This is a genomic window from Curtobacterium sp. VKM Ac-2887 (assembly GCF_015350935.1).
In the GTDB taxonomy this organism is placed as follows: Bacteria; Actinomycetota; Actinomycetes; order Actinomycetales; family Microbacteriaceae; genus Curtobacterium.
This window is the reverse complement of record NZ_JADKSB010000007.1, coordinates 62,855-88,900: the sequence shown is the minus strand read 5'-3', so window position 1 is coordinate 88,900 and position 26,046 is coordinate 62,855. Positions and strand designations below refer to the sequence as shown.

Below are 26,046 nucleotides of genomic sequence, written 5' to 3'. Positions count from 1 at the left end.
CTCACGATGGCATGATCACGATGCAGTTCGCGAACCTCTCGACGTTCGACCACGTCCGAGCCTTCGTAGCGCTTATCCGGACACCCACGGTCCGGTCAACTGCACTCGCGACAGTCGCCCGCGGCGCCCACGAGTCGCTCGCTCGCACCTGGTATCTACTCGATGGGTCGGATGAGGACGACTTCCTCCACCGAGCGATCTCACTGCTGCGGTCAGACCTTCGTATCCCCGAAAACCGCAACGAACCCCTCCGGACACGCAACGGCGACGCCGTCAGCCCCGCCGAGAAGCGGCAAGAGCTCGCGGACGAGCTGAAGCGCTTCGGCCTACCCGTACCCGCCAAGATCGAGCTGACCGCGCTCGTTGCGACGATGCTCGATAAGTCGTTTGAGGACAGAGAAGGGCGGGATCAGTATTCGGCCCTGTCCGCCGTGGCTCACGGGCATCGGCACGGCCTCAACAACTTCATCGTCACAGATGCAGGCGGCGAAGTCGCGGGGCTTGCCGCACCACGGGCAGCCGTAGTGCACTTCGCGGCGACGCTAATGGGTGCAATGCATGCGATCGCTTGGCGCTTCATCGCCTTCTATGGGAAGCAGCCACGTCATACCGAATTATTGGGCACAGCCTGGCAGCGGGCGTACCGGTCGATGGAGCCTGTCACTTCGAGCATCTGGCCGGACGAGTAAGGGCTCGCGTCGCTCGCAACCTCACGTCGCCTGCAGGGACCTTCCGTCCTGCGGCCGCCCTCACCCTCGCAACGCTCGCCTGCCCGCCGGACACAAGCGACTCGATGGCCGGTCGTCGACCGGACGCTTACGCACGACGCGGAAGCACCGAAAATGGAAGCAATCGGCTACGACGCGCGGAGGCTGCTAAGTCAACTGGTCCTAGGTCTTCGGGCACATTTTCCCGTCGTTCAACGGGCTCACGCAAGTCGAACGAACGGCTTGCCTCACTCACGGCGCGGCAAGTCTTGCTCACATCCCTTGTTCGTGACTATGAGGGGACCATGGATGGAGCACCCGTTGAAGTTCGGCACATCGTCAGTGACGTGCGCCCGCCTGAGTGGCCGGCCGTGCTTGAACTCGCGAAGGTGCACCGCAGCACCCTCGGATTTTTGACCGATTCCGCGTTCATGGATCGGGTGCGCCGAGGGACGCTTGTCGTCGCCGAGGTGGAAGGAACGCTCGTCGGGTATTGCCTGTACGACGTGCCACGGCCGGGTTACATCAAGCTCGTTCACGTTTGCGTTGGGGCGCGGGGCCGTTCCATTGGAAAGCTCTTAGTCGACGCGGCAATCGAGGCGCACCCTGGTGCGACGGGTGTGGTCGCCTACTGCCGTCGCGATTACGGACTAGACCGATTTTGGTCGTCCGTCGGACTTTCTCCACGAGGCGAGCGGCCCGGGCGCGCCCTCAGCGGCTCGGTCCTAACGCGGTGGTGGATGCAGCTCGGTGACCTTGACCTGCTCGAGGATGCCGCCCTCGGTGCGGGCCGACCACTCGTTGTCTACGACACGAACATCGTGACGGACCTGTTCGGTTCACTTGAGCTTGTCCGGCCCGATCGTGAGGCATCCCTGGGCCTCCTGGCGGACTGGTTCCAAGCGGAAGTGACGCCCGTTCTTTCGACTCAGGTTGACGTCGAACTGGACCGTATCGACGATCAGGCCGAGCGAGCTCGCCAACGGGATGCGATCGCGCATATCACGCGTCTCCGGTCTCTGCGACATGAGGGATCGGGGGTGTTAAAGGAACTACTCCGAAGCGTTGGTGAAGTTGTATTGGCCGCGGATCCGTCGCTCCGCGACGACCTCTGCCATGTCGCCGACGCTCTCACCGCCGGCGCGGCCTACCTGGTGACCAACGACACCCGTCTTCTCAATACGGCCCCGGCTGCTCTTCCGGCCGACTCCTCATTGAAGATACTTCGACCCCACGAGGTCGTTCGAGCCATCGACGAACGTTTGGGCCAGCCGCTGTTCCAGTCGCGACTCATCGAAGCGGTCGACCTTCGCTGGAGTCCGGCGACAGAGTTTCCCATGTCGCAACTCGTCGACGCGTTCGTGAGCCATGATCGCGGAGAACGAGGCAAGGACCTCACGCGGGCGCTTCGGGCAGCAATCGCTCAACATCCTCGGAGCACCAGGGTGCTTGCCGATCAGGACAATCGCACTTGGGCCCTGCTTGCTGAACACCGGGCGGGTGGCGAGCTTCGGGTGCCCATCGTCCGGGTAGCTCGGGGTGAGGCGGCGAGCACCGTCGCCCTTCAGCTTGCACGACACACGCGTCACATCGCGCGTCAGAACGAGCTCTCCGAAGTGCTCATCGACGACCAGAACCTCTCCGAGATGATGCGGGAGTCCCTCCTCGCGGATGGCTTCCGCGAAGACGACACGATGCACGCCGCCCTCATCAACGCGCCCACGACACTCCGCGATTTCGTGCGAGCCCATCCCGATATTCCCCTCGAACACACTGGCCACCTCCGCGACGTCGAAAGACGCTTTTGGCCCCTGGCACTGATCCGCACGAACGCGCCCACCTACATCGTCCCCATTCAACCGCGGTTCATATATCCCCTGTTCGGCGCTCCGCGGGACACCCTCGTCGATCTGGATCGGCCGCGAGCACTCGGGCTGTCCCGCGAACACGTCTACTACAGCGGGAGTAGCAGATCGCTTCCGACCCGAGGCTCACGCATCATCTGGTACGCCACAGCAGATCAAACAGAGCAAGTGCGAGCGGTCGTGGCATACTCCCGGAGCCTCGGATGCGAGCGGATGAGGCCCGGCGACGCCTACCGAGCAAACCGACAGATCGGTGTCCTGGGTCGAGATCACGTGCACGGCGCAGCCGACAAGTATGGCCGCGTTACTGTCGTACGTTTCGAGGACACTGAGGTACTGCCGACACCTGTTGGCGGCCGTGTCCTGCAGGACCTCTTCGCCAAGCGGGGCGTGAAGCAACCGATACAGTCGTTCCGTCGAGTGCCGTCGGCAGTGTTCGACGACCTCATCATGAGTCAACGGAGTAACAGCGAGTGACTGCCATCCTTCTCTCGGTTCGCCCCGTCTACGCAGCGGGACTACTCACGGGGGCAAAGACCGCCGAAGTTCGCCGACGATTCCCCGAGCAGCCCGCTGGGACGACGATCTACGTGTACTCCAGCACCCCAGAGCGTGCGGTCCTCGGCACACTCCGCTTGGACGGAATCGATCGCCCCGCAGTGGAGGAAGTCTGGCAGCAGTACGAGCACCGCATCCAGATCTCGCGGCCAGCGCTCGAGGAGTACCTCGCGAACTGCGAGCATGCCGCAATCCTGCGGGTGAGCAAGCCCGTCGTATGGGCTGCCCCGGTGCCGCTTCATCAGCTCCGGGATCTCGTCGGTGTGGAACCAGCGCAGAGCTTTCGATACCTCGATGACGGCCACCGAGACGCAATCACGAGGGTCCACACAGATCCGTGCTCCGAGGACCTCGCCCTAGCGCTCTAAACGGGCCCCGCAAGGTCAAGGAACTTGTTCCCGCGGTCGGGTCCCACTAGATATTGGTCAGGGCGCAGCTTGTCGCAGCGATGAGCCGTCGGCAGCGGTGGGAGCCAATCGGCGAACGGCGCATCGCATGCTGCGCGTACATCCTGACGAGGACATGTCGATGCTGCGAGACCAGTCAACATCATCTTTCGACCACTTCCGGCTCCAAGAGCGCGCCGGGCGGCGTGCCGCTTTTGTGCATGAGGGACAGCGCCGATGGGCTGAGGGGCTCCTCGGCCAAGGGATTATCTCAAGCGTCGGGTCTCAAGCAGTTCCAGGAGCGGCTGCACGTGGCGGCCGGCGGTGAGCCATTCGACGGGTGTCGCCGGCTTGCCGTGGATGCGGGTGTACGGGTGTGGCCTCGTCATGAACCCGAGGATCGACGTCGGGTGCATGTCGTCGTCGAACGCTTCGACCAACCACGATAAGTAATTCAGTGTTGATTGGTCTGGGTCATCGGTGAACTGCCACGCCGGGAACAGAAGCTCGTCGTCGCACACGAACGCGAACAGGTCGCCCAACGCGAGCTGCGTGAGGACCCGTCCCGTTCCGACGTCCAGCCAGTCATCTGCGTCTTCCAAGATCAGTGCGGCGCTCAGTCCGCGCTGCCATGAACGGCGCTCGATTGCATCGAGCTCACCACGCGCGACCGCAGCCTTCGCCTTCTCGTATCGCTCCCGCATACCGAACGCGGCATCGATGAGGACGTCCTCCTCGTCTGGCGAGAGATCGCGGCCGGTTCGAGGGCGCGGCGGATTGTGGCGCGGCCCGAAATCGTGGCCGCCGGCGTGGACACCGGTGAGCCGCCTAAAGGCGCCATCCAACCGAGGCGTGTCGAGCTCGCGGTCCCGTGCGACAAGGACCGCGTCGTCGGCATCCGCGAAGTCCATCGCGGCCACCGTTCGGACGCTCTCCGGCAAGTCCCCACCCGTCCGGACGGCGAGAGCTACACGTGCGCGTGCGCGCGCGATTTGAAGCCGTGTCGTCATCGGGTACTCCGTTCTTGTTCTGCTTCTGAGTTGTTCCCGCTGCCCCCGGGAGGAGTGGTGCGGGACGGCAACGGCATGCTCCGGAGCGGTGTGTCGGGTGATCCCGAGGGAGTCCTATCGCCAACTCTCCGCTTCGATGTAGTCGAGGACGACCTGCACATCACCACCGATCGCCAGCCACTCGATGGGCGTGAAGGACTCATCGGTCCCTTCGATTTCGAGGTCCGCGTTGTACATGAAGCCGAGGATTGTGGACGGATGCTTCTGATCCCCCCACGCCGACGTGAGCCGTGCGAGGCCGCGAAGGACCGGCATCGCTGGGTCATCGGTGAACTGCCACGACGGGTACCGCAACTCACCGTCCCAAACGAAGGCGGTCACTTCCCCCACAAGGAGGAGCGCATGCAGCTCAACGTTGCTGACGCCCAGCCACTCCGCGGCTTCGTCGGCTGTCAGCGAGGCGATGAGGCCCTCGAGTTCGGTGCGGCGTTCAATCTCCTCCAGCTCGCCGCGAGCGACTGCCGCCTTCGACTCCTCGTACTCGGCGCGGGTCATGCTGCCGGAGCGGACGAGGAAGTCCTCGTCCTCAGGCGTCGCTTGGCTTCCGCGTGGTCCGCTCTGAGGTTCGTCGATTCGTCCGTAGTCGCGGCCATGAGCGACGACACCGACCATGGACCCGAAGCTCAGGTTGGGGATGTTCACGACACTCACTCCCTCTGATGAATCATCTCTGCGCGTTAAGGAGGGCCAGCCGAGACGTCGGACCGGCGGGCAGTTGGAGTGAGGAACCGGAATGGGCGGCGACGAGCTGGGCACTCGCCGCCGGGACCACGATCCGATCGCCACCGAATCCGCCGAGATCCGCTCGTTTACGAGCAGAAACGGACGAATCTACGGCATAGTCAGGTCCGAGAACGGTGGGATCGATACACGACCTCGCTGCCGAGAGGGTGGTTACACTTGAGCCTCGAACGTAGGCACGCGAAACGTCGGGCCGGCTTTGGCCGCCCGTGCTTCGGACGTGAGGAGTCTGCCAGGGCTCCACTGTCCAGTCTGCGTTCAGTTTTCGTCGCTGCCTGTGAAGCAGCGACGCGCTCACTCCGTTCCTCGGTTCCGTCCCGGGATGTTCGCACGCTGTCTGGCATGTGACAACTCGGGCTCGTCTCACGGACTGAAGGAACCAGCGCAGTGTCAGACCTGAATCCCAAACCTGGCGGACGACCTCGGCGGAGTGTCTCCGACCCTGACGAGGCCGCCCGCATCCTTGCGGAGCTGAGGCAAGAGCATCTCGCTCAGATCCGAGGCGCCGAGCGTCGCCGTCGGCTCGCCTTGGAGGCAGCGGAGCTCGGCGTGACGGCTTCGAACATCGCAGAGGCAATCGGGTCCAAGCAGACAACGGTCTCCCTATGGATTCGGAGGGCTCGCGACGAACGCGGCCCCTCGGCACCATCTCAGCAGAAGGACGGCTGACTTTCCAGCATCTATTGCTGTGAACCTGGCGTTGTGCCTACGCTGACCGTATCGGTGACGAAGCGGGTGATGGCGAATGTGCGACGTGCTGGACGCATGGGCGGATGAGTACTGGCCGGGCGCGGTGACAGGACTGCAACTCGGCGGCGAGAACCTCGAACAGGTCCTCGCCCGACACGCAGGCTTCGAGCGGCATCGCCATGGATCTCGAGCCCGACTGGCGCGCTCGATCCGCGGGGTGCGCCATCTCGACTTTCCCGACACGATGGGCTTGCGCAGCCCGCGACTGGTGTTCAGCGCGGATGGCTACAGCACCTATCCTCGGGACCTCGAATCAGTCCGATGGAGCGACTTCACCGAGGCTCACCCGCTGCGCGACTTCTCCCGTCGACCCCGGCAGAAGAACAAGCCGATCGCGTTCTACAGCACGACCGTTCGCGACCTGGTCAACTGCGAATCCCGACTCGAGCGTTCCTTCGTCCTCGTCGCCGACTACGACCCACGGGTCGTGCACATCGGCGCGCAGTCGGTCGCGATCCAATTCCCGCCAGGCGACGAGCTCCGCCGACACACCGTGGACTTCGTCGTTCTGGCACTCGGTCGAGTACCTGTCGCTGTGGACGTGAAGACGCCCTCCGAGGCGGCCAGGCCGGAAGCGATTGCTCGGCACGAGCGTGTCCGCAAGATCCTGAATCGCGCAGGGATAGGACACGTCGTATGGACCGGCCACGATCGTACGGTGATCGAGAACCTTGCCTTTCTCGCGTCGTCGAAGGTGCCTATGGCCGTCGCCACTACGGTCCGGGCTCGCGCTGTCCAGCACAGCCGCGGAGGCATTGCCGCCGGTCAGCTCGCCACGGAGATCGCGCCGTGGATCGGTGACTGGCCAGCCAGCAGTGGTCGCACAGCGCAGCCCCGATCGATCGCCCTCGTCGTCGTTCGGAGTCTGATCTGGGACCGGCACCTGAGAACGGACCTCACGATTCCGTTTACGCAAAAGAGCCGAGTGTTCGCAGCATGAACCAGTGGGTGCGGTGGCTTCGCGACGATCGTCAGATCACCTGGCAGGGGCGGGAAGCGAAGATCCTGCGCATGGGGACGACCGTGCAGCTTGCGGACCTCAACGGCGAGCGGCTGCCGGACGTCCCCGTCTGCGACTTCGCTCTCTCCGTCCGAAGCACGAACCTGCCGGCGTTGGACCGGCCTCGGTCCTTCGCCGTCGAGAAGAAGATGACCTCGCGGGCGTTGAAGCGGTTCGAGAAGGACAAGGCGATGCTCTTGCTGCTGCAGACCGGGCTTAAGCCTTCAGATCCGGTCAACACTGTCCCTCAGCCCGCGCTGAACCCGAAGTTCCACACGTTGGCGGAGCGGACCACGACGTTGGCGAAGATGCGGGCCCGCAAGCCGAGAAAGAACGGCCGGCAGAAAAAGCACCGAGTGGACTGGTTGTCGGAACGGCGCCGCCTCGAGCGCCTCCTCAAGCGATACCGCGAAGGCGGATCGCAGGCGCTCATCGATCCTCGATACATCGCGCCACGGAAGATCCAGACCGGTGAGGCACTCCTCGACGAGCTCACAACCTTCCTCAACGATCGTCGCGTGAAATCGACGACGACCGTGTCGGCGAAGATCGTGCTCTTCCGCAAACACTGTCGTAAGAACGGCATTTTCCCCAACTTGCCAACTGACCGCACCATCCGCAGCCGCATTAACCTCTTGATGGCTCGTCGGGAAGAGTTCCGCGGATCTGCGTCGGCCCGAATCTCCGCCGGAAAGCGGCCCGACCCGGCGGAGCTCCAGCGGTTGACGAGCCGTGCCGGGGAACTCGTCCTGTTCGACACCACCACCGTGAACGTGTGGGTCATCGACCCCGTCACACGCGAAACATACCGTCCAGAGTTGACCATCGCGCTCGATCACTACACCCGCGCGATCGTTGGTATGAGCGTGACGAAGACGACCTCCGCTTTTGGAGTCGTCCTCTGCCTCGCCGATGTCCTCCGTCCGAAGACGACCGAACTCGTGGCCGAATGGACAGAATCTGGCGAACAGCCCGCGCTCCAGACGTTCATCGGAGTCCCCGCCGGAGTCGCCTGGTTCCCCGGATTTCACCCGGAAGCCGTCGGCGTCGACAACGGCATGCCCTTCCGAGCAACGGCCACATCAGGCGAGATGGCCCGCATCGGAACCTCCCTCGAGCCGCAGCGCGCGCTGACGCCGACGGACAAGGCGCAGGTCGAGCGAGTGTTCCGGACAATTAAGGACCTCTTCGAGTCAATGCTCTCGGCCTTCACGGGCGGATCCGTGCATGAGAAAGGCGAAGATCCCCGTGCGGAAGCAGTCTGGACCGGCGAGGAGTACGAGCGCCGCATGCGCCAGTTCATCGACCTCTACAACCACCGCCTGCACACCGGACTCCGCCACGAGCGCGACCCATACGTCGACCTCAGCCCCTACGTGATGTGGGCGCTCTCCCTCGAAGAAACGGGCATGCTGCCAGACGTCACCGCCGCGCACGAGTGGATTCGCTTCCTCCCGTCCGTGCAGGCGACCATCTCTGCCAGCTCACTCACCGCGAGAAAGCTCAAGTACAGAAGCGCCCACCTTCGCGAGATCCAGCGCGACGGCCGCGCACTCGACGGCAACAAGATCAGGGTCTACTACGACCCATCCGACCTGCGCCGGACCTACTGCTTCGACGGCGACGGCATGCTGCACTCCCTGCGCTGGGACAAGCTCACCGCGCACACGCCGAGATTCGGTGAGACCGCAACGAACTGGATCGATACGGCGCTCCTCGAGAAACCGCCGACCCAGGCACAATTCACTGAACGCCTCCTCGACCTCCTCGACGAGATCGACTCCGACACCCCTGAAGCCGTCGCGGTCCGGCGGAAGAGCATCGGGGAGCGCATCGTCGGAAGTCAGACGGACAAGTTCCGCAACGAAGACCTCGAACCCATCATCGACGACCGCGTCGAACCGTATGACACCGAGCAAGATCCACCCGCCGAAAGCATCCCATTAGTTGAAGCTGCTCCTGCCGCTGCGCCGGAGCCAATCGGATCGACCCTCGCGCCCGTGACGCCACTCCACCCGCGGCAGCGCCTTCGTCGAGCAGAGTCGAGGACGAACGGATGGTGAGCGGCAACGCAGAAACCGCAGCAGCCGACGAGGACGAGCACCTCCAACGGCTGAGCGAGGCGGACCGAGCCTTCATAGATGAAACCGAGAACCCATCGACGCCGGACCCAGGCCTCCGCACAATGCAGCAGATGGCCTCAATGACCCCAGACGATCGCATGCTCTACCAGTACGAACGGGCACAGTGGCACGCGAGTATGCCGTTCCTCTACACGGCGACAGCGACACCGGTGATGAACTCACTGACCGTGAGCGCCCTGACGGCGACAAACAAGCCGATCCACCAGCGCGGCGTTCCCGTCGTCTCAGGCCCTCCTGGTGTTGGGAAGTCATTCATCGTTCGGCAGTTCACAGCCAACGAACTCCGACGTCTCGCTCGGCTCGACCACATACGAGGCGTGCAGCCGAGCCCATCCCGCGATTTCGACGTCATCGAGCGCTCTGCGCTTTACATCGTGCTAGAGGACGGCGTCGACGTGCGAGGCATGTACTTCACGATTCTTCGCGAGCTCGGGTGGCCAGCAGAACGCCGCGACCCGTCCGTCCAGGTGCAGCGTGCCCTGCGGGCTTGCCGAACACGCCTATTGGTGCTCGACGAAATCCACAACGTCAAATTCGATGGCCAGACCGGCCGCCACGTGCATCTTGCGCTCAAGTGGTTGACGAACATCGGAACGCGAGTCGTGCTCTGCGGGAACGACATCGGCTGGATGCTCACCGACCCGCCGAAACGACCGATCGAATCTTCTCGTCGAGGATGAAAGGGCCGATGGATACCGATTCCGGTCCGACCAATGGGTTATCAGTCGACGCTCGAGCGGGAGGCATGGAGCGACCTGCTGGTCGAGTACGAAGACCGTTTACGGTTGCCCGGCCAACCGCGCCGCGCAGGCTGGCTGTCGGCAGAGCTTGTTGACTATCTCTGGGTGTCGACCCTCGGATACATGAACAGTCTCGCCACGCTGATTGACTCGGCAGCCGCCGCGGTTGCATGGGACGGCACCGAGCACATCACCCGCGCCGTCCTCGACGAGATCCTCCTCGAGGAACACGTACAATCTGGACGACCCGCGCGTCTGGCCCTCCTTGACCGCAAGCAGTACGACTTCACCGCCGACACCGATGCCTGAACGGTCAGGGCTGCTTCGGCAGCCAACGGTGCTGTCGGTTCGACCGCGGGTTTACCGCGGAGAGTGGCTGCAGTCGGCCATTACCCGATGGGCATGGTCAATATTCGGAGTCTCACGCGGCACTCTTCTAGACGCATTCGGGCTCGCTGAGCTGAGCGAGCACGAGATTCGTCACTTGGGCCACCGTGCAAGCGAAGACGTGCTCGAGAACATCGAAGAATCGATCGGACTGCCCGTAGATGTGCTGCATCGAATGACCATGGAAGGTGCCACCCGCGGACCGGAAATCTCCCGAACTAGTGCTCCCTCGATCGCATCTCGATACCTGTGGGCGCGGCGCACTGGCACGCGTTACTGTCCGGACTGCCTCCTCGAACACCCCGGCGTGTTCTATGCCGCATGGCGTCTGAACTGGACCTTCGCATGCGTACGGCACGAGCGGATCCTCCTCGACTCATGTCCAGAGTGCCTGCTGCCGCTCTCAGAGCCCACGGGGCGAAGCCGGTACTTGTGGGACCCAAACCGATGTCGAGCCAACATCAGCGGAGGACTACCGGTCAGCCGATGCGGTGCGGACCTCACGGTCGCATGGGACGAATCACGGCTCCCCGACCGCAGCTTTGTCCTTCTCGCCCAAGCACAAATCTCACGAGCCATTGACCGCGTGCACAGCGCCGGCGGCCTGTTCCACACCCTTCGCGGAAACGCGTCTGCCCTTCGCGCCGCCGGCGAAGTCGACCTCATCGCGACGCTTAGCGGCCTGCCGCTGCAAGATCTCGCCGGCCTCATCGAGACGGAAAAGCGTGTCGGCGCCACCGCGCCAAGCAACGCCCTTGCCACCGCCGCACTCGTGACAGCAGCATTCATGCTCACCAAGGCCAACGATGCAAGCATCGGACCTTGGATCCGACGAGTGACTTTCTCTCGACCTCCCGCACCAGTGCCCCGCGGCGCCGGATACGGACCAGGAAGTCCCCGCGAACTACTCGCGAAATGGGGTCAACCTGACGGAGCGATGCGGGAGAAAATCCTCGCCGCGCACGACCAGGACTTCACCATCTCGCAGCGCCTCGTTTATGGCTCCGCGTTGTCATCCGTGCGGAGATACGCCGCGCCGACCGCCGCCGAAGACGGTCGACCGTTCGTCCAGTCGCAGCAAGTACCCGAACTCCTCTGGACGGAATGGGCGACACCGCTCGATGGGGGCGGCGCAGCCACGGAGTGGGCGCTGCGATCGGCCCTGAGCGCCGCGCTCCAGACGGTTGACAAGGGAGAACAGCTTCCGGAGTACATCGACCGTACTAGGACATCCGACGCGCGATCGGAGGACCGTGTCCGTCGCCTGACGCGCCTTCTACGGCCCAAGATGGTCGGCTCTCCTGAAGACGCCGATCGGGCTCGTGCGCGCTATCACCGAACTCGCGATGCTCCTTAGCGCCCGTCCCTGTCCGATCAACTACGTAAGACGCACTCAGCTACCGTGGGACCGAATCCTGCTGAAGACCCACTGGGTGGATATCTGCGACGCTGCGGCGCACAACCCAGGCGGTGAGGTCCGCCTCCGCAATGCTCAGCGATACCTCTTCAAGCGAGCTACCCAAGCCAACCCCCGTGCGCTGCCACCTGGACTGGCGATCGGACGGCACAAGCAGGACGCCGCTGAGTACTCCAGCTTTCGCGCGGCAGTCACCCTCGAGCTTCAGCAGGGCCTCGACGCATACCTGTTCGGGATCCTGCGGTCATCGGGCATCGACGAACCAAGCGTCTGGGCACCTTCGCGGGCGCTCGCTCGCACTACAAGGTTGGGGAGGGAGCTGGACGATATCGACTGGCTAAGGCTCCACACCCTTCGCGCGGAAGGCTGTACCGAGTCCCGTCTCGCCAAGGAACTGCGCAGGAGTATTCGTCACTGCCTTTGGGCGGGCGATGCGAGACCCCACTCAAGTGAGGCAACCGTGGAGCAGATCGATTGGACGCAGGCGTCCACGCACCTCGCGGCTGGGTGATGATCGAGGAAGCGGGCATGGCCGGCGGGTATACGTGGGCGTTCTTGTGTGCCGAAGGCCGTGTTCGAAGCTGTTTCTCGCTATATTCCTATGGGGGGGGGAGAAATGGCCAACCGGACTGACAAAGAACCGCGCAGCTCGACGGAGCTCCGCGGGTCGAAGTGGCGAGCCAGCCAGCTACTGGCGCGAGCGAACGGCACCGACACTCAGCCGATGGCTCCGGCCGCAGTGATCGACACCTGGCCAGCGAACTTTGCCCTCGCCGAAGAGAGTCCAGGCCGCCCGGGACTTCGTACACCCCAAGTCGGCGCGGTCCACGCACTCCTCGGGTACTGGACAACGGATCCCCGAGTCCCCGCCACCATCGTGATGCCGACCGGCACGGGAAAGACGGACACGATGGTGACTGCTATGGTCGCTACGCGTACCGAGCGTCTTCTAGTCGTCGTCCCCTCCGACGCGCTCCGGGATCAACTCGCCGCGAAGTTCGCAACGCTCGGGGTACTCCCAGCGCTCGACCTCGTTCCCGAATCTGCCGCAATGCCCGTCGTTGGAAAGTTGTTCGGCCGACTCGACGACATCGCGGACGCGAACAACCTTGCCGACACGTGCAACGTCGTGATCTCCACACCAAACGCTCTGACGAACACTTCCGACGAGGTGCGATCCGCGTTTCTGTCGCGGTTCACACACCTCTTCATCGACGAAGCCCACCACGTGTCCGCTCGCACATGGCGGACAATCCGCGACGGATTCGTTCCAAAGCCTGTCGTTCAGTTCACGGCTACGCCCCATCGCACCGACGGTCAGCACCTCGGTGGAAGCCTCATTTACGCGTTCCCACTGCGCGAAGCGCAGCGACAGGGCTACTTCTCGAAGATTCGTTTCGCATCCGTCCTCGAGCTTGTGAACCCCGACGTTGCGGTCGCGAGGCGTGCCATCGCTGCGCTTCGCGCAGACCTTGCCGCCGGCCTCGATCATCTCGTCATGGCGCGTGCGAACACGGTCATCCGCGCACAGGCGATACTCGCGATCTACGAGGCCGAAGCAGCCGACCTCGGCCCCGTGCTAGTGCACAGTGGAACGAAGAAGGCCGATACGGAGTCGGCGCTGACGAACCTCGCATCCCGGGAGTCGAGAATCCTCGTCTGCGTCGACATGTTCGGCGAGGGGTTCGACCTCCCTCAGCTGAAAATCGCAGCAATGCACGACCAGCACCGTAGCCTCGGCATCACCCTCCAGTTCGTTGGCCGCTTCGCGCGAAGCGGTGGCGCAACGATGGGGTCCGCGACAGTCGTGGCCGCTCGAAGCGAAGTACGGCACAACGACGCGCTCCGTCGCCTGTACGCGGAAGACGCCGACTGGAACCTCATCATCGAGGACCTCACCGCTCGAGCGGTGGAGGAACAGCAAGAAATCGACGAATTCACAAAGGCTTTTGGCAGTTTGCCCGACGCGATCTCGATCCACTCGATCACTCCGGCGCTGAGCACGGTCGTCTACAAACCGACGACGCTCACCTGGCATCCTCAGGGCGCGAGCGAGTTCGTGCCGCCCGACCGGTTGGTCACCTACCCGATCCCAACTAATGAGCGCGATCACGTGCTCTGGTACGTCACGGCCTCACGGAGCGAACCGCGCTGGGGCATGGTCGACAACGTTGACGCGATCGAGTACAACCTCTTCGTCGTGTACTGGGACGAGAAGCACGGGCTGCTGTACATCCACAGCTCCGACAACAGCTCCGTTCACGAGAAACTGGCTGCCGCCGTAACGCGTCAACAAGGCATCGGTCCCCTCAGCGGCGAGGATGTCTTCCGCGTTTTCCACGAAGTGCAGCGCCTGACGCCCAACAACGTTGGACTCCTTGATACCCGGAACCGCAGCCGCCGCTACACGAGTCATCACGGGAGCGATGTCACGGAAGCCTTCCCCGCGGCGGAGGCTCAGACCAAGACACAGACGCACATCGCAGGAACCGGGTTCTTGAACGGCGCGCAGTACTCCATAGCAGCATCGTTGAAAGGTCGGGTGTGGAGCCACCGGACCGCGAACGGGCTGAAGCAATGGACGGAGTGGTGCGACGTTGTGGGGCCGAAGATCATCGACCCCACCATCAGTGTTGATGAGATCATGAGCGGGTTCATCCGTCCTGTGACAGTGGACGCGTGGCCTGAGGATCGGATCGTTCTCGACCTGGAACTCAGCATGGCGCTTGGCGACGTACTTGAACCAGCCGACGTGACCGTCGACGACGTCTCTGTTCAGTTCGCGGATGTATCACTCGTCGTGGGTGAGCGCACGAATCCGTCCGATTTGTGGTTCACGGTTCAATCGCCGCTATGGATCGTGCAGTACGTGATGCGCCTCACGGCGTCCGGACTGACCGTCCAGCCAGCAGATCCTGCCCGGGAAGTCGGGATCGTTCGAACGCGGAAGACCCAGCCGCTCTCAGAACTTGCGAACCGACTCGGCATCCGTGTTTTGCTCGACAAGGATGCAGTCATCGAGCCTCCCGGCCTCCTCCTCCAGCCCAATCGAGAAGTGCCGCCGTTCGCGGCAGATCGACTCACGCCACTCGATTGGGGCGGCGTCAACATCCGGAAGGAGTCGTGGGGCGAAGATCGCGATCCGAACACCGTCCAGGGGCGAGCCATGGCGCTTGTTCTGGAGGGAACGTGGGACGTGGTGCTCGACGATGATGGATCCGGCGAGGTCGCGGACATCGTTGCCCTTCGAGAGATTGATGGGACGCTCGTCGTTCAGCTGACGCATTGCAAGTTTTCGAGCGAGGATCAGCCCGGCGCCAGGCTCGTTGATCTCTACGAGCTATCTGGCCAAGCGCAGCGATCCGCTGGCTGGCGGAGGAACATTGAGCGGATGATGCAGCGGCTGATTCGCCGAGAACGAACGCGCGCTGCGTCGAACCGTACGGGGTTCGTGTTCGGAACCATCGAGGACCTTCAACGACTCTACGAAAGATCTGACGCGCTCCGACCTCGCCTCGACATCGTGATGGCCCAACCTGGTCTCAGTAAGAAGCTCGTCAAGCACAACCAGCTCGAACTCCTCGCCAGCGTCGATATGTACCTCAGTGAAACGGCGCTCTCGAAGCTGACCGTGATCTGCAGTGAGTAGTCCAGGGCCGTAGGCGGGCCTGGACCTAGATAGCCAGATCGGGTCTCCCGCAGGCTGCGCGAAGGGCTTATGCTATCGAAGTGACGGATCCCCAAAGGCGAAGAGGAAAAACCCACAACCAGGCGGCACTTGACGACCATAAGCTGCGTTTTCGTCGATCCAGCGTCGCTGCAAGCCAGTTTCTAGACTACCTCGCGGCAAGTGAGGTCGGGGTCTGGCGCGTTGAACCGGACAGCAACCCATCACGCTGGTGGTTGAATGTAACATTGCCACAGCATCAGCAAAATATATTTGATCTGCAGCGAGAGATCAAGGTGCTCTTCACCGATTACGAACGTGTCGAGCCTCGGACGCTTGCGGTCATACATGAGCGAGTTCGAAAGGATATCCGAGTAGAGTCGGACCTCGCAATCCTTATCAGCAATGATGCAAGTGCAAGAGATAAGGCTCGGCGGCGCGCCGGTGAGATGGCGATCATCGCAGTTGAACCTGCTGCCTTTGCCGGCGATAATCCGCCAGGACTGCATGAGCTGATAGCCGAAGCAGTTGCGACCGTTGATCATTACGATGTAACAACGGCCATCCGGGACCCCAGCGGATTCTACGGACGTACGGCGGAGGTCGAGTCAATCGCCGCGGATTTGAAGAGGGCCGTCTCTGTCGGGGTTTTCGGTCTGCGGAAGGCAGGGAAGACTTCTCTTCTGAACGCTGTTACCACGCTCCGCAACAACGAAGGCGGCCACGTGACTATCCACATCGACGTCAGTGAGATTGTCACCGCTGAGCAGTTTCGCTCGGCGGTGCTAGAGAAACTCTGGTCCGCGGTTCAAGATCTTTCCTCGCCGGAGCAGTTCTCCCCACGTCTGCGGACGCTAACGCGGTCAGGAACTCGGAAGATGGATGTCCCAGATTCAGCACCTTTCTGGGTGCAAGACATTCGTGAGATACTTGGCGAAGTTGAGTCCCCTGCCGCTTTGGTCGTGGATGAGATAGATCAGGCCTTTCCGCTGAGATCAAACTTGGAGCCGGACGAGGCGCGCGCGTTGTACACCGCGCTGGTGCAGCTACGCAGCCTTCTGCAGGAGCAAGAGTCATTAGTGTTGCTCTGCGCCGGCGTCGACCCGGCGCTATTCGAGCGACCACTTTTCGATGGTCGAGACAACTTGCTATACAAACTAGTACGTCTCCTATGGCTCGCGCCGATGCCTCGCGACGAGATGGCGGCGATGGTTCGCTCTCTCGGACGGCGTATGGGTGTGCGCATCCGTGACCACAAAACCATAGATTCCCTCTTTGCGCAGTTCGGGGGCCATCCGCTGCTTACTCGAAAAGCGTGCTCGATAGCGGCTAAAGCTAGAACGGCCGAATCGCTCCCTTTCCATCTCACAACTGAGATCCTAAACCGTGCGATCGAAACGCGGGCGTATAGTGGACCGCGCGAGGAAGCTGCTGATGTACTGGAATCATTCACTGAGTGGTTCCCGGATGAATCTGCATTACTACATCTCTACTTTTCCAAGGATGTAGGTGAGGCTGAGGGTGGTCGCGAAATCCTCCGGGAGGAGCCGGACGCGCTGGCCCATGCAATCGCTTATGGACTGTGCTTCCCGGATTATAGTGCGCGGATTTCAGCCGCTATTTCCGCACTCGATAGAACAAGCTCATGACCAGCTCGACCAGTGCTTGGATTGAAGAGGTTGCCTATAAGCTTGTGGGAGGCCAGCGTTTTATACTGCGGCTTCCGCCACGGGTAGGAAAGACTTATCTGGTTCGTGAGCTCGCGGAGTTCATTGGTTCGAGTGCCATATATGTTGACGGTCATGCCTTCACTGATATGACCCACAAGGCCGAGCTCGAAGCCCTGGCTAGCCGGATTGAGGAAACGGTAAAGGGGCCAGGCGGAGCACAAGTGCTCTTCGATTCCTATGACACGGCGGTGTCTCGTCCAGGCGGAGCGCGCTTACAAAACTGGTTGAGCCGTCGTTTGATTGATGGTGTCAATGCGCAGGACATTGGGGCAATGTTCACTGCGCGATGCTCAACTCAGGTTGAGAGGCCGGGTGCCGGAAGTCCGCTCCTCTCTCGGGTTTCACCCATTGATCCGCCAAAGCTCGGTGTCAGCCCAATTGCAGACGTGGCGCCGGAAGTACAAGAATGGTTTGGCGATTCTTCACTCCTCGCGGACCAAGCGCTCAGTACCGAGGACTTCTCACCCAATACCGTCGCGGATCGCTGTGAGCAAGATCGGTCCTACTTACAAGACGTTCGCGAGGCCGCACCTGAGGTGCTTCGACGGCAGAGCATCGATGAGGAGTTCGATTCAGTTGGCGCTCGAAGCGCCGCGAACGGTCTTTTCACAAGAGCGGGGCCCACCTTGCTCTTCAAGCGGCTGGAAGCATCTCTGCAAGCGCCGCCATCCATGGACCCACGATGGCCGAGTGTCCTTGCTGGTAGCGTGCAGAAATTCGCGGATATGGTCGCAGGTGCTGAAACTGTCACCTGGTGTGACCGCTATATGTATAGGGACATTCAGCCCCTTCGAAGCTTCTTGCAAGCAGTGGTACCGACTGCTGGGTGCCAAATTCGCTTGCTTGGCGCTCGCGCCATAGGGGATCGCGAGATTTCTAGGGCTGAGATGCTTCGGTTGAACCTCATCCCTGGCGTAGAAGCGCGTTTCATAACCTCGGCCGACCATTACGATCTGCACGACAGGCACGTCTTCGTTGGCTCCGGAGGGTTCGTTGTCCCGCAGGTGCACGTGATTGTCGGTGAGCAAAGGCCGGGGAGTGCGGTCGCCGCCGCTGTTTCGAGGTTCGGCGTGAATTATGATGTGGTCTGGGAGCGGTCAATTCAGCCCTCGTGAGGGGCAGTGCCGATTGAGTCTGGCGCTTTATCGGCGCCGAGGGGCACGAGTATGCCTCTTCGGAGATTCGACGTGCGCGGAAGGGGTCGTCGTCGCCCCAGACGCTCGACGAGCTCCCGTTCATAGCAGACGAGAGCACACCCGGGCCGCCCGTTAAGGCGAGGCGCGGATGGTGCGCCCCCGCGCTAGTGCGCGAGCGGGACGGTTCTTATCCGCGCCGGGACCCGTAGTGGGCGGCACGCCGAAGCCGCTCAAGTATGCCGCTCCAGTTCACTTACGCGTTTGCGACAACTTGACTCTCAGGCCGCCGCGACGATATGACGTTCTATCTCTGATGAGTCGCTGACGGATACGACACTTTGTCTTTCTCTCCACACCAGCTGACAAGAGTGCCAGCCAGTGCAAGTAAGGACGGTCTGATGTCTCCTCGCAGCTACAAGATCACCCTCGCCGTCCTCGGCGTGGCCAGCCTCTTGCTCGTCCCGTTCCTCGCGCAAGGGATGCTGCCGGCAACCGTCGGCACGGTTGCCCTCGTCGCGGTCGTCGTCTGGGTGCTCTACGGCATCGTGAACTCCAAGTTCACGCAGCGCTCCAGCCACAAGTAGGCACGTCGCACCACAGAACGACCCTCAGCCGGTTGGCCGAGGGTCGTTCTGCTGTGGACCGTGGTGCTGGCGCGAACCCATCCCACACTGAGAGTTCACCGCCTGACTCGGCCACATGGCCAAGTTCGCCGTACGGTCGGACCATGACCCTCCAGCAAGAGCACCGCAGCGTCGAGGAACGACGCGAGCAGCTCGTCGACGCCGCGATCGCCGTCCTGCGCGACGGCGGCATCAGCGCCGTGACCACCCGCGCGGTCACCGCCCGCGCGGGCCTGCCGCACGGCGCCTTCCACTACTGCTTCGCATCGAAGGCGCCGCTCTTCCGTGCCGTGCTCGAACGCCAGCTCCGCACCGCCATGGCGGTCGCGTTCGCACCACCGGTCACGCGGCTCGACCTGGAGGCCCGGATCACCTCCGGCCTGTCGGCCCACCTCGCGCAGACGCGCGACGACCCAGCGACCGCACTCGCCGTCGTCGAGCTGGTCACCCACTCACGGCGCGACCCCGACCTGCAGGACCTCGCCGCGTGGGAGCAGCACGCGTACCTCGATGCGGTCCGCGAGCAGGTCGACGAGTGGACCGCGGAGGACGGCATCCGCTGGGCAGTGCCGGTCGAGCACGTCGTCCGGCTGCTCATCGCGACGGCCGACGGCATCAGCTCGACGTGGCTCGCCGACCGGGACGACAGAGCCGCACAGGCCACCGTCCGGGTCGCGGCACGGGCGATCGCGGCCCTGGCGGACGGGACCGGCGCATGAGGTGGCTGTTCCTCGGGACCGCGATCGTCGCCGAGGTCACCGGAGCGCTCTCGATGCAGGCCGCTGTGGACCAGCCCGGGTGGTACGCGCTCGTCGTCGTGGGCTACGTCGCCGCGTTCGCGATGCTGATCCTGGTGCTCCGCGCGGGGATGGCGGTCGGGGTCGCCTACGGCATCTGGGGAGCCTCCGGTGTCGCCCTGACCGCGGTGCTCGCGGCCGTGCTGTTCGGGCAGGCACTCACGCTCACCATGGTCGTCGGCATCGTGCTGATCGCTGCCGGCGTGCTGCTGGTCGAGATCGGCTCGCAGCGAGCCCTCGCCGCACGGAAGCGGGGGGCATTCTGATGGCGTGGGTTCTGCTCGCCGTCGCGATCGTCTCCGAGGTCGGTGCCACGATCAGCCTCAAGCTCGCCACCGACGGCAAGAAGCTGTTCTTCGTGCCCGTCGTCCTGGGGTACCTCGTCGCCTTCAGCCTGCTCGCCGTGGCCCTGACGCTCGGCCTGCCGATCGGTGTCGCCTACGGGATCTGGGCCGCGACCGGTGTCGCGCTGACGGCGATCCTGGGGCGGGTGCTGTTCCGCGAACCGTTGACGTTGCTCATGCTGGGCGGCATCGCGCTGATCATCGCCGGGGTGTTCCTGGTCGAGCTCGGACACTGACCGGGGGCTGCGTCGAAACCGAACCTGCGCCAGAATCGCACCATGACCGACAACCGTGACGACCAGCCGCGTGTGATCGCCGTGAGCCGGGACGACGTCCATCGGTTCAGCAAGCCCGTCGTCGACGAGGTGACCCTGGTCGAGGGCTGGGGCATCGAGGGCGACGCCCACGCCGGGACGACCGTCCAACATCGTTCCCGCGTGGCACGTGACCCCTCGCAGCCGAACCTGCGGCAGGTCCACCTGCTCCACGCCGAGGTGTTCGACGAGGTCGCCGAGGCCGGGTACCGCGTCGAGCCCGGCCAGATGGGCGAGAACGTCACGACCCGCGGTGTCGACCTGCTCGGTCTGCCCACCGGCACGCTGCTGCACCTCGGCGACGCGGCGTGCGTCCGGGTGACGGGGCTGCGCAACCCGTGCCAGCAGATCAACGGGTTCGAGCCGGGCCTGTTGCGCGAAGTGCTCGGGCGGGATGAGGACGGGTCGGTCGTGCGGAAGGGCGGCGTGATGAGCGTCGTCGTGACCGGCGGTGTCGTCCGGACGGGTGACCGCATCCGGGTCGAGCTCCCCGCCGGCGAGCAGCAGGCGCTCCAGCCGGTCTGACGGGCACCCGAGCGCGCGAGCACGCGAGCTCGGCGCCCTACTCCCCCGCTGCCGCGGCCTGCTGGTACAAACTCGTCGCCAGGTCGTTGAGCACCTCGTGCAGCTCGCCGCCGTGCGCGCCGTCGACCGCCCGGAGCATGGCGGCGTAGCGCTGCCGGTAGTCCGCGACGACGTCCTCGCCACTCGGCAGCAGCCGCAGCAACGACCCACGACGGTCGTTTGGGTTCGGCGCGCGCTCGAGGAGTCCGGCGGTGCTCATCCGGTCGATCATGTTCGTCACCGCGCCCGAGGTCAGGCCGAGGTAGCCAGCGACCTCCGTTGGCGTGGAGTACCCGGTGTCGCTGATGAGCACGAGTGCTCGCAGGGCGTTCTCGTGCACCCCGGCTCGGGCGCTGAGCTGGTTCACCAGGCTCGCGTTCGCGCGCACGACAGCGGTGAACGCGGCCATCAGGTCGGCGGCGTCGTCATCGGGTGCGGCGGGGGTCACGGGGGGAATCCTTCCATGTCGGGAACCCGGGGGACGGGAGCGTCCCCCGCACTGGGGTAGGTGTGCGAGTGGCTAACTTGGTCAAGCGGTGACTATCTTAATGATTGAAGCAAATCCGCCCGAGGGACTTGCTTCCCCCAACCACTGCGAACCACCGAACCGATGAGGTACACCGTGTCCACCAAGCTCCGCACCTCCGCGCTGAAGCGGATCCGTTTCGCCCCCGTGGCGCTCCTCGCCGGCATCTTCGCCGCCGTGCTCCTCTCCCTCTCGCTCACCGGCACCCTGTCCGGGTTCGCGGCGAGCATCACGAACAGCAGCAACACCGCCGCCAGCGGCACGCTGATCATGCAGGAGCAGAACGCCGGCGCGACCGTCACCTGCCTCAGCACCGACGGCGGCTCGGTCTCGACGAACTCCGCGACCTGCTCGACGATCAACAAGTTCGGCGGCAGCACGACGATGACGCCGGGCAACACGGTCAACACGGCGATCTCGATCAAGAACACCGGCACCGCTGCCGCGAGCACCTTCACCCTGACGCCGGGCAGCACGTGCACCCAGTCGAACAACGGCTCCTCGAACGGAACCGCGACCGACCTCTGCGGCAAGATGAACCTCGTCATCACCTCGGGCTCGACCACGGTCTTCAGCGGCACGCTCGCCAGCTTCAAGGGCGCCGCAGCGTCGGCCTTCACGATGCCCGCAGCTCCGGCCGCCGGCGCCTCGACGCCGTTCAACTTCGCGGTGACCCTCGACTCCTCGGCGGGCAACACGTACCAGGGCCTCGCAGCCTCGGTCCCCATGACCTGGACGTTCACGGCCTGATCCCGCTCCGGGCCGGCTCCCCCAGCCGTCCCGGGACGTCCCGTGACCCCAGACCGGCGACGCTCGACCGACCCCCCTCCGGCCGAGCGTCGCCACCCCCGTTCCACCACGCGCAGTAGCCGAACCCCACCGAGCCGCAGGAGCACGACATGAGCCAGACCGCAGCGATCCCGCTCAGCGGCACGCTCGACCGTCCGGTCCTCCGCGGTCGTGCGGTCACCCGCTCCGAGACCGTCCTCGCCTGGTTGCTCGCCCTGGTCGCCGCGCTGCTGCTCACCGCCGCCGTCCTGTTCCTGTCCGCCGGCGGCCGCTGGTTCGTCGTCGAGACGCCCTCGATGGGTGAAGCAGCCCCGGTCGGCACCCTCGTGCTCGACCTGCCGGTCGACGTCACCACCCTGCGCGTCGGCGACGTCGTCTCGTTCGAGACCTCCGCCAACCCGGACGTCGTCTACACGCACCGCATCATCGCGATCGACGCCGACGGTGGCCTGCACACCCGCGGCGATGTGAACGGCGCCGTCGACCCGTGGACGCTGTCGCAGGCCGACGTGATCGGCACCCCGGCGCTCCTGGTCCCGCACCTCGGCTGGTTGTTCCGCGCCGCCCCGATCCTGCTCATCGGCACGTTGCTGATCCTGACCCTGACCAGTGCATTCACCGACCGGGTCACCCGCACGTGCCTCCGGATCGCCGGCTCCGCGCTGACGGTCTCGTACGCCGCGTTCGTGCTCAAGCCGTTCGTCAACGTGACGACCATCACGAACACCTCGAGCCCGACGGGTGTCGAGGCCACCGTCATCTCGTCCGGCATCTTCCCGGTGCGCATCGACGCCCACGGCGGCAACACCGTGCACCTGGTCGACGGTGAGGTCGGCCGCGTGGTCATCCACGAGCTCACGAAGAACGGGCACTACCAGCTGACCTCGAACATCGACCTCGACCCGCTCGGGTGGGTGGCGCTGATCGCCGTGTGCCTGGTGCCGCTCGTGGCCTGCCTGGCCGTCGGCCGCGTCGAGGCGGTGCGTCCCTCGTGATCCTCCGTCACCTGCGTGACGGCCGTGTCGTCGCCCTCCTGCTCGTGGTCGCCCTGGCCGTCGTCGTCCTGCTGAACCAGTTCGCCCCGACGCGCTCGGCGTACAGCGCCACCGTCCGGAACGACACGAACACCGCTGCGACCGCGCCGTACTTCACCTGCACGGGAGCCGTCGGAGCGGACACCGCGAACGCCCTGTTCGCGTACCGGCTCACCGAGTCGACGAACGCGAAGACCGCGACTGACTGGTCGGGCCGCGGGGCGAACGGCACGTACCAGGGCGCGATGACCGCGGCCACGGCGACCCCGATCGCCTGCCCGCGGGACAGCGGCAGCGCCTACGTGCTGAACGGGTCGACGAGCTACGTCTCGACCCCGACCTCGTACGCCAACCCGACGACCTTCAGCGAAGAGGTCTGGTTCAAGACCACGGTCGCCGGTGGACAGCTCATCGGCTTCGGCAGCAGCCAGACCGGCGGATCAGGGCAGCACGACCGGAAGCTCTACCTCAACACGAGCGGACAGCTCGTCTTCGGGACCTACAACGGCACGACCCAGGTCGTCACCTCGCCCAAGGTGTACACCGACGGAACGTGGCACCACGCCGTGACGACGATGTCGCCGACCAACGGCATGCGCCTGTACGTCGACGGCACGCTGGTCGCGTCGAACGCGACGTACAAGACGCCGGAGAACTACACCGGCTGGTTCCGGATCGGCTACGACACCATCGGCGGATGGCCGGGTTCGCCCGCCAACGCCTACTTCACCGGGTCCATGCGGTACGCGGCCGTCTACGGGACGGAACTGTCCGCGAGCCAGGTCGCCGCGCACGCAGCAGCCGGTCGCTGACGCGCCGCAGGGCGGACGGGAGGCCCGAGGCAGGCCCGCCACGGGCCTCCCGTCCGATCCGGCTGACGTCGAAGACGTGAGCCGGGTCGCCGAAGCCGGTCAGGGTTCCAGCGTGCCGACGAGCGCCTGCTCGACGAGGCCGCGCAGCCACCGGTGCCCCTGGTCGGACGTGGAGCGCTGGTGCCAGGTCAGGACGACCGAAACCGCCGGCAGCTCGACGGGCGGCGTGAAGACCACGGTGTCGTCCGCGCGGACGGCACGTGACGCCACCGACGCCGGGATGACGACGACCGCGTCCGTCGCGCGCACGATCTCGACGGCGGCGCTCGTGGACGCGACCGACGCGACCACCGACCGTGACCGCCCGGTCACGGCGAGCAGCTCGTCGATCCGGTCGCCGAACCGGCCGCGGCGGGAGACGACGACGTGCGGCACACCTGCCCACGCAGCCAGGTCGACGTCGGCGGTGGCCGAGGCCAGGAGCGGGTGCCCGCGGCGTGCCAGCCCGACCAGGGGGTCGGTCGCGATGTGCCGGTGGTCGATCTCGGCGGTCGCGGGCTCGGCGGAACCGATCTCCAGGTCCACGACGCCCCGCCGCAGGTCCGTGGTGTCGTCGTCCGGTTCGCCGAGGAACCGCAGGCCGACGCCCGGGGCGATCCGGTGCGTGTGCTCGACGAGCCACGGGGCGAGCACGGAGACCAGGGCGTCGTGCGCACGGATCGTGAAGGTCCGGTGCAGGGCGCCGGCGTCGAAGGTCGTCTCGGGTGTCAGGACCTGCCGGCTGCGCAGCACGAGCGACCGGACCTCCTCGCGCATCGCGAGGGCGCGTGGCGTGGGCCGCATGACCCGGCCGCTGCGGACCAGGACCTCGTCTCCGACGGCGATCCGGATGCGGCCGAGCGCGCGGCTCATGGCCGGTGCCGACAGGTGCAGTCGGTCAGCGGCGCCCGTCACGCTCTCCTCTTCGAGCAGGGCGTCGAGCGCGGTGAGAAGGTTCAGATCCAGTTGCACGAGACGCAATCTACCGGTGCGCGGAATGTACTGGTGCGCAATGGTCGACGTTCGTAGCGTTGCTCCTGGATCGACGGACCGCGTCGGCCGGGACAGGAGACGACCATGGACGACCACCAGCTGCTCGACGGCGTGACCGAGGCGGTGACCGCGGCCGCGCAGGTGCTCCTCGAGCGCTTCTCGACCGCGAACCGGGTCGACGACGTTCGGTCGCTCCTCACTGCGATCGACGCGAACGACGCGGCCTCGACGGCGGTGCTCCGACCGGCGCTCGAACGGCTCCGCCCGGACGCGCGGTGGGACGACGACGAAGAGGGCGACGGCGCCCTCGGCCCAGGCGAGTGGTGGGTGACCGACGCCGCCGAGGGCAACGTCAACCTGGTCCACGGATCCGCGAACTGGGGCGTGACGGCGACGCTCGTGCGCGACGACGTCCCCGTCTTGACCGCCGTCGTCCTGCCGGCGCTCGGCCAGGTGTTCACGGCCGTCCGCGGGGCCGGTGCGCGGTTGAACGGGACCCCGATCAGCGCCTCGCACAAGACCGAGCTCGGAGCCGCCCTGGTCGGTACCGGTCAGGCGAAGCCGGGCGAGGCACCGGCGGTCCGTCGCCGGATGAGCGACTCGATCGACCGGATGCTCGACGCCGCACTGCTCGTGTCGGCCTCGGTCCCCGCGACGGTGCAGCTCGTGCAGGTCGCCACCGGGCACGTCGACGGCTTCTGGCAGTTCGGGCAGGTCCGGTCCGGCCTGGCTGCCGGAGCCCTGCTGGTGCACGAGGCGGGCGGCGCAGTCATCGATACGACCGGTGCTCCCTGGACGCTGGCGAGCGAGGACTGCATCGCCGCGGCGCCGGACCTCGCCCGCCCGATCGCAGCAGTGCTCGCCCGATGAGCCGCTGAGCCGCTGACCCCAACCCCTTGACCCACCCGTCGCA

At 64.8% G+C, this 26,046-nt stretch carries 24 protein-coding genes and 1 pseudogene; 21 read left to right on the top strand and 4 right to left on the bottom strand.

The window, feature by feature from the left end; all coding sequences use genetic code 11:
- The first annotated feature begins 11 nt into the window (after positions 1 to 11).
- The 4 genes and pseudogenes from ITJ69_RS09860 (at position 12) to ITJ69_RS09850 (ending at position 3,498) form a co-directional block, all read left to right on the top strand.
- Positions 12 to 689, top strand: a complete 678-nt coding sequence (locus ITJ69_RS09860) for a hypothetical protein (protein WP_194672679.1) — start codon at positions 12 to 14, stop codon at positions 687 to 689.
- Between the two features lie 104 nt (positions 690 to 793).
- Positions 794 to 1,309 (top strand): annotated as a pseudogene (locus ITJ69_RS21085) (GNAT family N-acetyltransferase); the annotation flags it as partial.
- Between the two features lie 138 nt (positions 1,310 to 1,447).
- Positions 1,448 to 3,049 carry a hypothetical protein gene (locus ITJ69_RS09855; RefSeq protein WP_228505332.1) on the top strand — a complete coding sequence of 534 codons (1,602 nt, stop codon included), beginning with the start codon at positions 1,448 to 1,450 and terminating at the stop codon, positions 3,047 to 3,049.
- The gene (locus ITJ69_RS09850; protein ID WP_194672677.1) at positions 3,046 to 3,498 is read left to right on the top strand and encodes a hypothetical protein; all 453 of its coding nucleotides are present in this window, start codon (positions 3,046 to 3,048) and stop codon (positions 3,496 to 3,498) included. The genes ITJ69_RS09855 and ITJ69_RS09850 overlap by 4 nt, the downstream gene beginning before the upstream one ends.
- A gap of 284 nt (positions 3,499 to 3,782) precedes the next feature.
- Here the strand turns inward: ITJ69_RS09850 and ITJ69_RS09845 are convergent, their stop codons facing one another.
- Both ITJ69_RS09845 and ITJ69_RS09840 read right to left on the bottom strand, forming a co-directional pair.
- Positions 3,783 to 4,436, bottom strand: coding sequence for a hypothetical protein (locus tag ITJ69_RS09845; protein WP_194672676.1), 654 nt, complete (start codon positions 4,434 to 4,436; stop codon positions 3,783 to 3,785).
- Positions 4,437 to 4,640: 204 nt separating this feature from the next.
- Positions 4,641 to 5,228 carry a hypothetical protein gene (locus tag ITJ69_RS09840; RefSeq protein ID WP_194672675.1) on the bottom strand — a complete coding sequence of 196 codons (588 nt, stop codon included), beginning with the start codon at positions 5,226 to 5,228 and terminating at the stop codon, positions 4,641 to 4,643.
- A gap of 844 nt (positions 5,229 to 6,072) precedes the next feature.
- Between ITJ69_RS09840 and ITJ69_RS09835 the strand changes: the two genes are divergently transcribed.
- From ITJ69_RS09835 to ITJ69_RS09775, 13 genes are all read left to right on the top strand, one after another.
- Complete coding sequence (locus ITJ69_RS09835) at positions 6,073 to 7,017, top strand: hypothetical protein (RefSeq protein ID WP_228505330.1); 945 nt, start codon at positions 6,073 to 6,075, stop codon at positions 7,015 to 7,017.
- Positions 7,014 to 9,140, top strand: a complete 2,127-nt coding sequence (locus tag ITJ69_RS09830) for a Mu transposase C-terminal domain-containing protein (RefSeq protein ID WP_194672673.1) — start codon at positions 7,014 to 7,016, stop codon at positions 9,138 to 9,140. Before ITJ69_RS09835 ends, ITJ69_RS09830 begins: the two co-directional genes overlap by 4 nt.
- Complete coding sequence (locus ITJ69_RS09825) at positions 9,137 to 9,901, top strand: ATP-binding protein (RefSeq protein WP_323743079.1); 765 nt, start codon at positions 9,137 to 9,139, stop codon at positions 9,899 to 9,901. The genes ITJ69_RS09830 and ITJ69_RS09825 overlap by 4 nt, the downstream gene beginning before the upstream one ends.
- A gap of 33 nt (positions 9,902 to 9,934) precedes the next feature.
- Complete coding sequence (locus tag ITJ69_RS09820) at positions 9,935 to 10,270, top strand: hypothetical protein (protein ID WP_194672671.1); 336 nt, start codon at positions 9,935 to 9,937, stop codon at positions 10,268 to 10,270.
- A complete protein-coding gene (locus ITJ69_RS09815) occupies positions 10,263 to 11,705 on the top strand; it encodes a TniQ family protein (protein WP_194672670.1) in 1,443 nt (480 codons plus the stop codon). Before ITJ69_RS09820 ends, ITJ69_RS09815 begins: the two co-directional genes overlap by 8 nt.
- Positions 11,706 to 12,489: 784 nt before the next feature.
- Positions 12,490 to 15,414 carry a DEAD/DEAH box helicase gene (locus ITJ69_RS09810; RefSeq protein ID WP_194672669.1) on the top strand — a complete coding sequence of 975 codons (2,925 nt, stop codon included), beginning with the start codon at positions 12,490 to 12,492 and terminating at the stop codon, positions 15,412 to 15,414.
- A gap of 80 nt (positions 15,415 to 15,494) precedes the next feature.
- Entirely contained in the window at positions 15,495 to 17,081 is a 1,587-nt protein-coding gene (locus ITJ69_RS09805; RefSeq protein WP_194672668.1) for an ATP-binding protein, read from the top strand.
- The gene (locus ITJ69_RS09800) at positions 17,078 to 18,277 is read left to right on the top strand and encodes a hypothetical protein (RefSeq protein WP_194672667.1); all 1,200 of its coding nucleotides are present in this window, start codon (positions 17,078 to 17,080) and stop codon (positions 18,275 to 18,277) included. The genes ITJ69_RS09805 and ITJ69_RS09800 overlap by 4 nt, the downstream gene beginning before the upstream one ends.
- A 419-nt stretch (positions 18,278 to 18,696) precedes the next feature.
- Positions 18,697 to 18,882, top strand: coding sequence for a hypothetical protein (locus tag ITJ69_RS09795; protein WP_159574224.1), 186 nt, complete (start codon positions 18,697 to 18,699; stop codon positions 18,880 to 18,882).
- Positions 18,883 to 19,025: 143 nt separating this feature from the next.
- Positions 19,026 to 19,640, top strand: coding sequence for a TetR/AcrR family transcriptional regulator (locus ITJ69_RS09790; RefSeq protein WP_131845110.1), 615 nt, complete (start codon positions 19,026 to 19,028; stop codon positions 19,638 to 19,640).
- On the top strand, positions 19,637 to 19,984 hold the full coding sequence (locus ITJ69_RS09785; RefSeq protein WP_123292953.1) for a DMT family transporter: 348 nt from the start codon (positions 19,637 to 19,639) through the stop codon (positions 19,982 to 19,984). The genes ITJ69_RS09790 and ITJ69_RS09785 overlap by 4 nt, the downstream gene beginning before the upstream one ends.
- A complete protein-coding gene (locus ITJ69_RS09780) occupies positions 19,984 to 20,298 on the top strand; it encodes a DMT family transporter (RefSeq protein WP_131845112.1) in 315 nt (104 codons plus the stop codon). The genes ITJ69_RS09785 and ITJ69_RS09780 overlap by 1 nt, the downstream gene beginning before the upstream one ends.
- Before the next feature lie 42 nt (positions 20,299 to 20,340).
- Positions 20,341 to 20,901: an MOSC domain-containing protein gene (locus tag ITJ69_RS09775; protein WP_194672666.1), complete on the top strand. Its 561-nt coding sequence runs from the start codon at positions 20,341 to 20,343 to the stop codon at positions 20,899 to 20,901.
- A 37-nt stretch (positions 20,902 to 20,938) separates the two neighbouring features.
- Here ITJ69_RS09775 and ITJ69_RS09770 read toward each other — a convergent pair whose 3' ends face one another.
- Entirely contained in the window at positions 20,939 to 21,388 is a 450-nt protein-coding gene (locus ITJ69_RS09770; RefSeq protein WP_194672665.1) for a MarR family winged helix-turn-helix transcriptional regulator, read from the bottom strand.
- Between the two features lie 162 nt (positions 21,389 to 21,550).
- On the opposite strand from ITJ69_RS09770, the gene ITJ69_RS09765 reads away from it, so the two are divergent.
- The 3 genes from ITJ69_RS09765 to ITJ69_RS09755 all read left to right on the top strand — a co-directional run bounded on the left by ITJ69_RS09765 (position 21,551) and on the right by ITJ69_RS09755 (position 24,101).
- Positions 21,551 to 22,216 carry a hypothetical protein gene (locus ITJ69_RS09765; RefSeq protein WP_228505328.1) on the top strand — a complete coding sequence of 222 codons (666 nt, stop codon included), beginning with the start codon at positions 21,551 to 21,553 and terminating at the stop codon, positions 22,214 to 22,216.
- 149 nt (positions 22,217 to 22,365) lie between these two features.
- Positions 22,366 to 23,250, top strand: coding sequence for a S26 family signal peptidase (locus ITJ69_RS09760; RefSeq protein ID WP_123671314.1), 885 nt, complete (start codon positions 22,366 to 22,368; stop codon positions 23,248 to 23,250).
- Complete coding sequence (locus ITJ69_RS09755) at positions 23,247 to 24,101, top strand: LamG domain-containing protein (protein WP_194672663.1); 855 nt, start codon at positions 23,247 to 23,249, stop codon at positions 24,099 to 24,101. Before ITJ69_RS09760 ends, ITJ69_RS09755 begins: the two co-directional genes overlap by 4 nt.
- Before the next feature lie 99 nt (positions 24,102 to 24,200).
- Here ITJ69_RS09755 and ITJ69_RS09750 read toward each other — a convergent pair whose 3' ends face one another.
- Positions 24,201 to 25,112 (bottom strand): LysR family transcriptional regulator, encoded by a 912-nt coding sequence (locus ITJ69_RS09750; protein WP_194672662.1) that lies wholly within the window; start codon positions 25,110 to 25,112, stop codon positions 24,201 to 24,203.
- A 105-nt stretch (positions 25,113 to 25,217) separates the two neighbouring features.
- On the opposite strand from ITJ69_RS09750, the gene ITJ69_RS09745 reads away from it, so the two are divergent.
- Positions 25,218 to 26,003: an inositol monophosphatase family protein gene (locus tag ITJ69_RS09745; RefSeq protein ID WP_159572537.1), complete on the top strand. Its 786-nt coding sequence runs from the start codon at positions 25,218 to 25,220 to the stop codon at positions 26,001 to 26,003.
- The last annotated feature ends 43 nt before the right edge of the window (positions 26,004 to 26,046 follow it).

Coding starts and splice junctions, on each gene's coding strand:
- ITJ69_RS09860 (WP_194672679.1), top strand. CDS start 12: ATGATCACGATGCAGTTCGCGAACCTCTCGACGTTCGACCACGTCCGA.
- ITJ69_RS09855 (WP_228505332.1), top strand. CDS start 1,448: ATGCAGCTCGGTGACCTTGACCTGCTCGAGGATGCCGCCCTCGGTGCG.
- ITJ69_RS09835 (WP_228505330.1), top strand. CDS start 6,073: ATGTGCGACGTGCTGGACGCATGGGCGGATGAGTACTGGCCGGGCGCG.
- ITJ69_RS09830 (WP_194672673.1), top strand. CDS start 7,014: ATGAACCAGTGGGTGCGGTGGCTTCGCGACGATCGTCAGATCACCTGG.
- ITJ69_RS09820 (WP_194672671.1), top strand. CDS start 9,935: ATGGGTTATCAGTCGACGCTCGAGCGGGAGGCATGGAGCGACCTGCTG.
- ITJ69_RS09815 (WP_194672670.1), top strand. CDS start 10,263: ATGCCTGAACGGTCAGGGCTGCTTCGGCAGCCAACGGTGCTGTCGGTT.
- ITJ69_RS09810 (WP_194672669.1), top strand. CDS start 12,490: ATGGCTCCGGCCGCAGTGATCGACACCTGGCCAGCGAACTTTGCCCTC.
- ITJ69_RS09800 (WP_194672667.1), top strand. CDS start 17,078: ATGACCAGCTCGACCAGTGCTTGGATTGAAGAGGTTGCCTATAAGCTT.
- ITJ69_RS09795 (WP_159574224.1), top strand. CDS start 18,697: ATGTCTCCTCGCAGCTACAAGATCACCCTCGCCGTCCTCGGCGTGGCC.
- ITJ69_RS09790 (WP_131845110.1), top strand. CDS start 19,026: ATGACCCTCCAGCAAGAGCACCGCAGCGTCGAGGAACGACGCGAGCAG.
- ITJ69_RS09785 (WP_123292953.1), top strand. CDS start 19,637: ATGAGGTGGCTGTTCCTCGGGACCGCGATCGTCGCCGAGGTCACCGGA.
- ITJ69_RS09780 (WP_131845112.1), top strand. CDS start 19,984: ATGGCGTGGGTTCTGCTCGCCGTCGCGATCGTCTCCGAGGTCGGTGCC.
- ITJ69_RS09775 (WP_194672666.1), top strand. CDS start 20,341: ATGACCGACAACCGTGACGACCAGCCGCGTGTGATCGCCGTGAGCCGG.
- ITJ69_RS09765 (WP_228505328.1), top strand. CDS start 21,551: ATGAGGTACACCGTGTCCACCAAGCTCCGCACCTCCGCGCTGAAGCGG.
- ITJ69_RS09760 (WP_123671314.1), top strand. CDS start 22,366: ATGAGCCAGACCGCAGCGATCCCGCTCAGCGGCACGCTCGACCGTCCG.
- ITJ69_RS09745 (WP_159572537.1), top strand. CDS start 25,218: ATGGACGACCACCAGCTGCTCGACGGCGTGACCGAGGCGGTGACCGCG.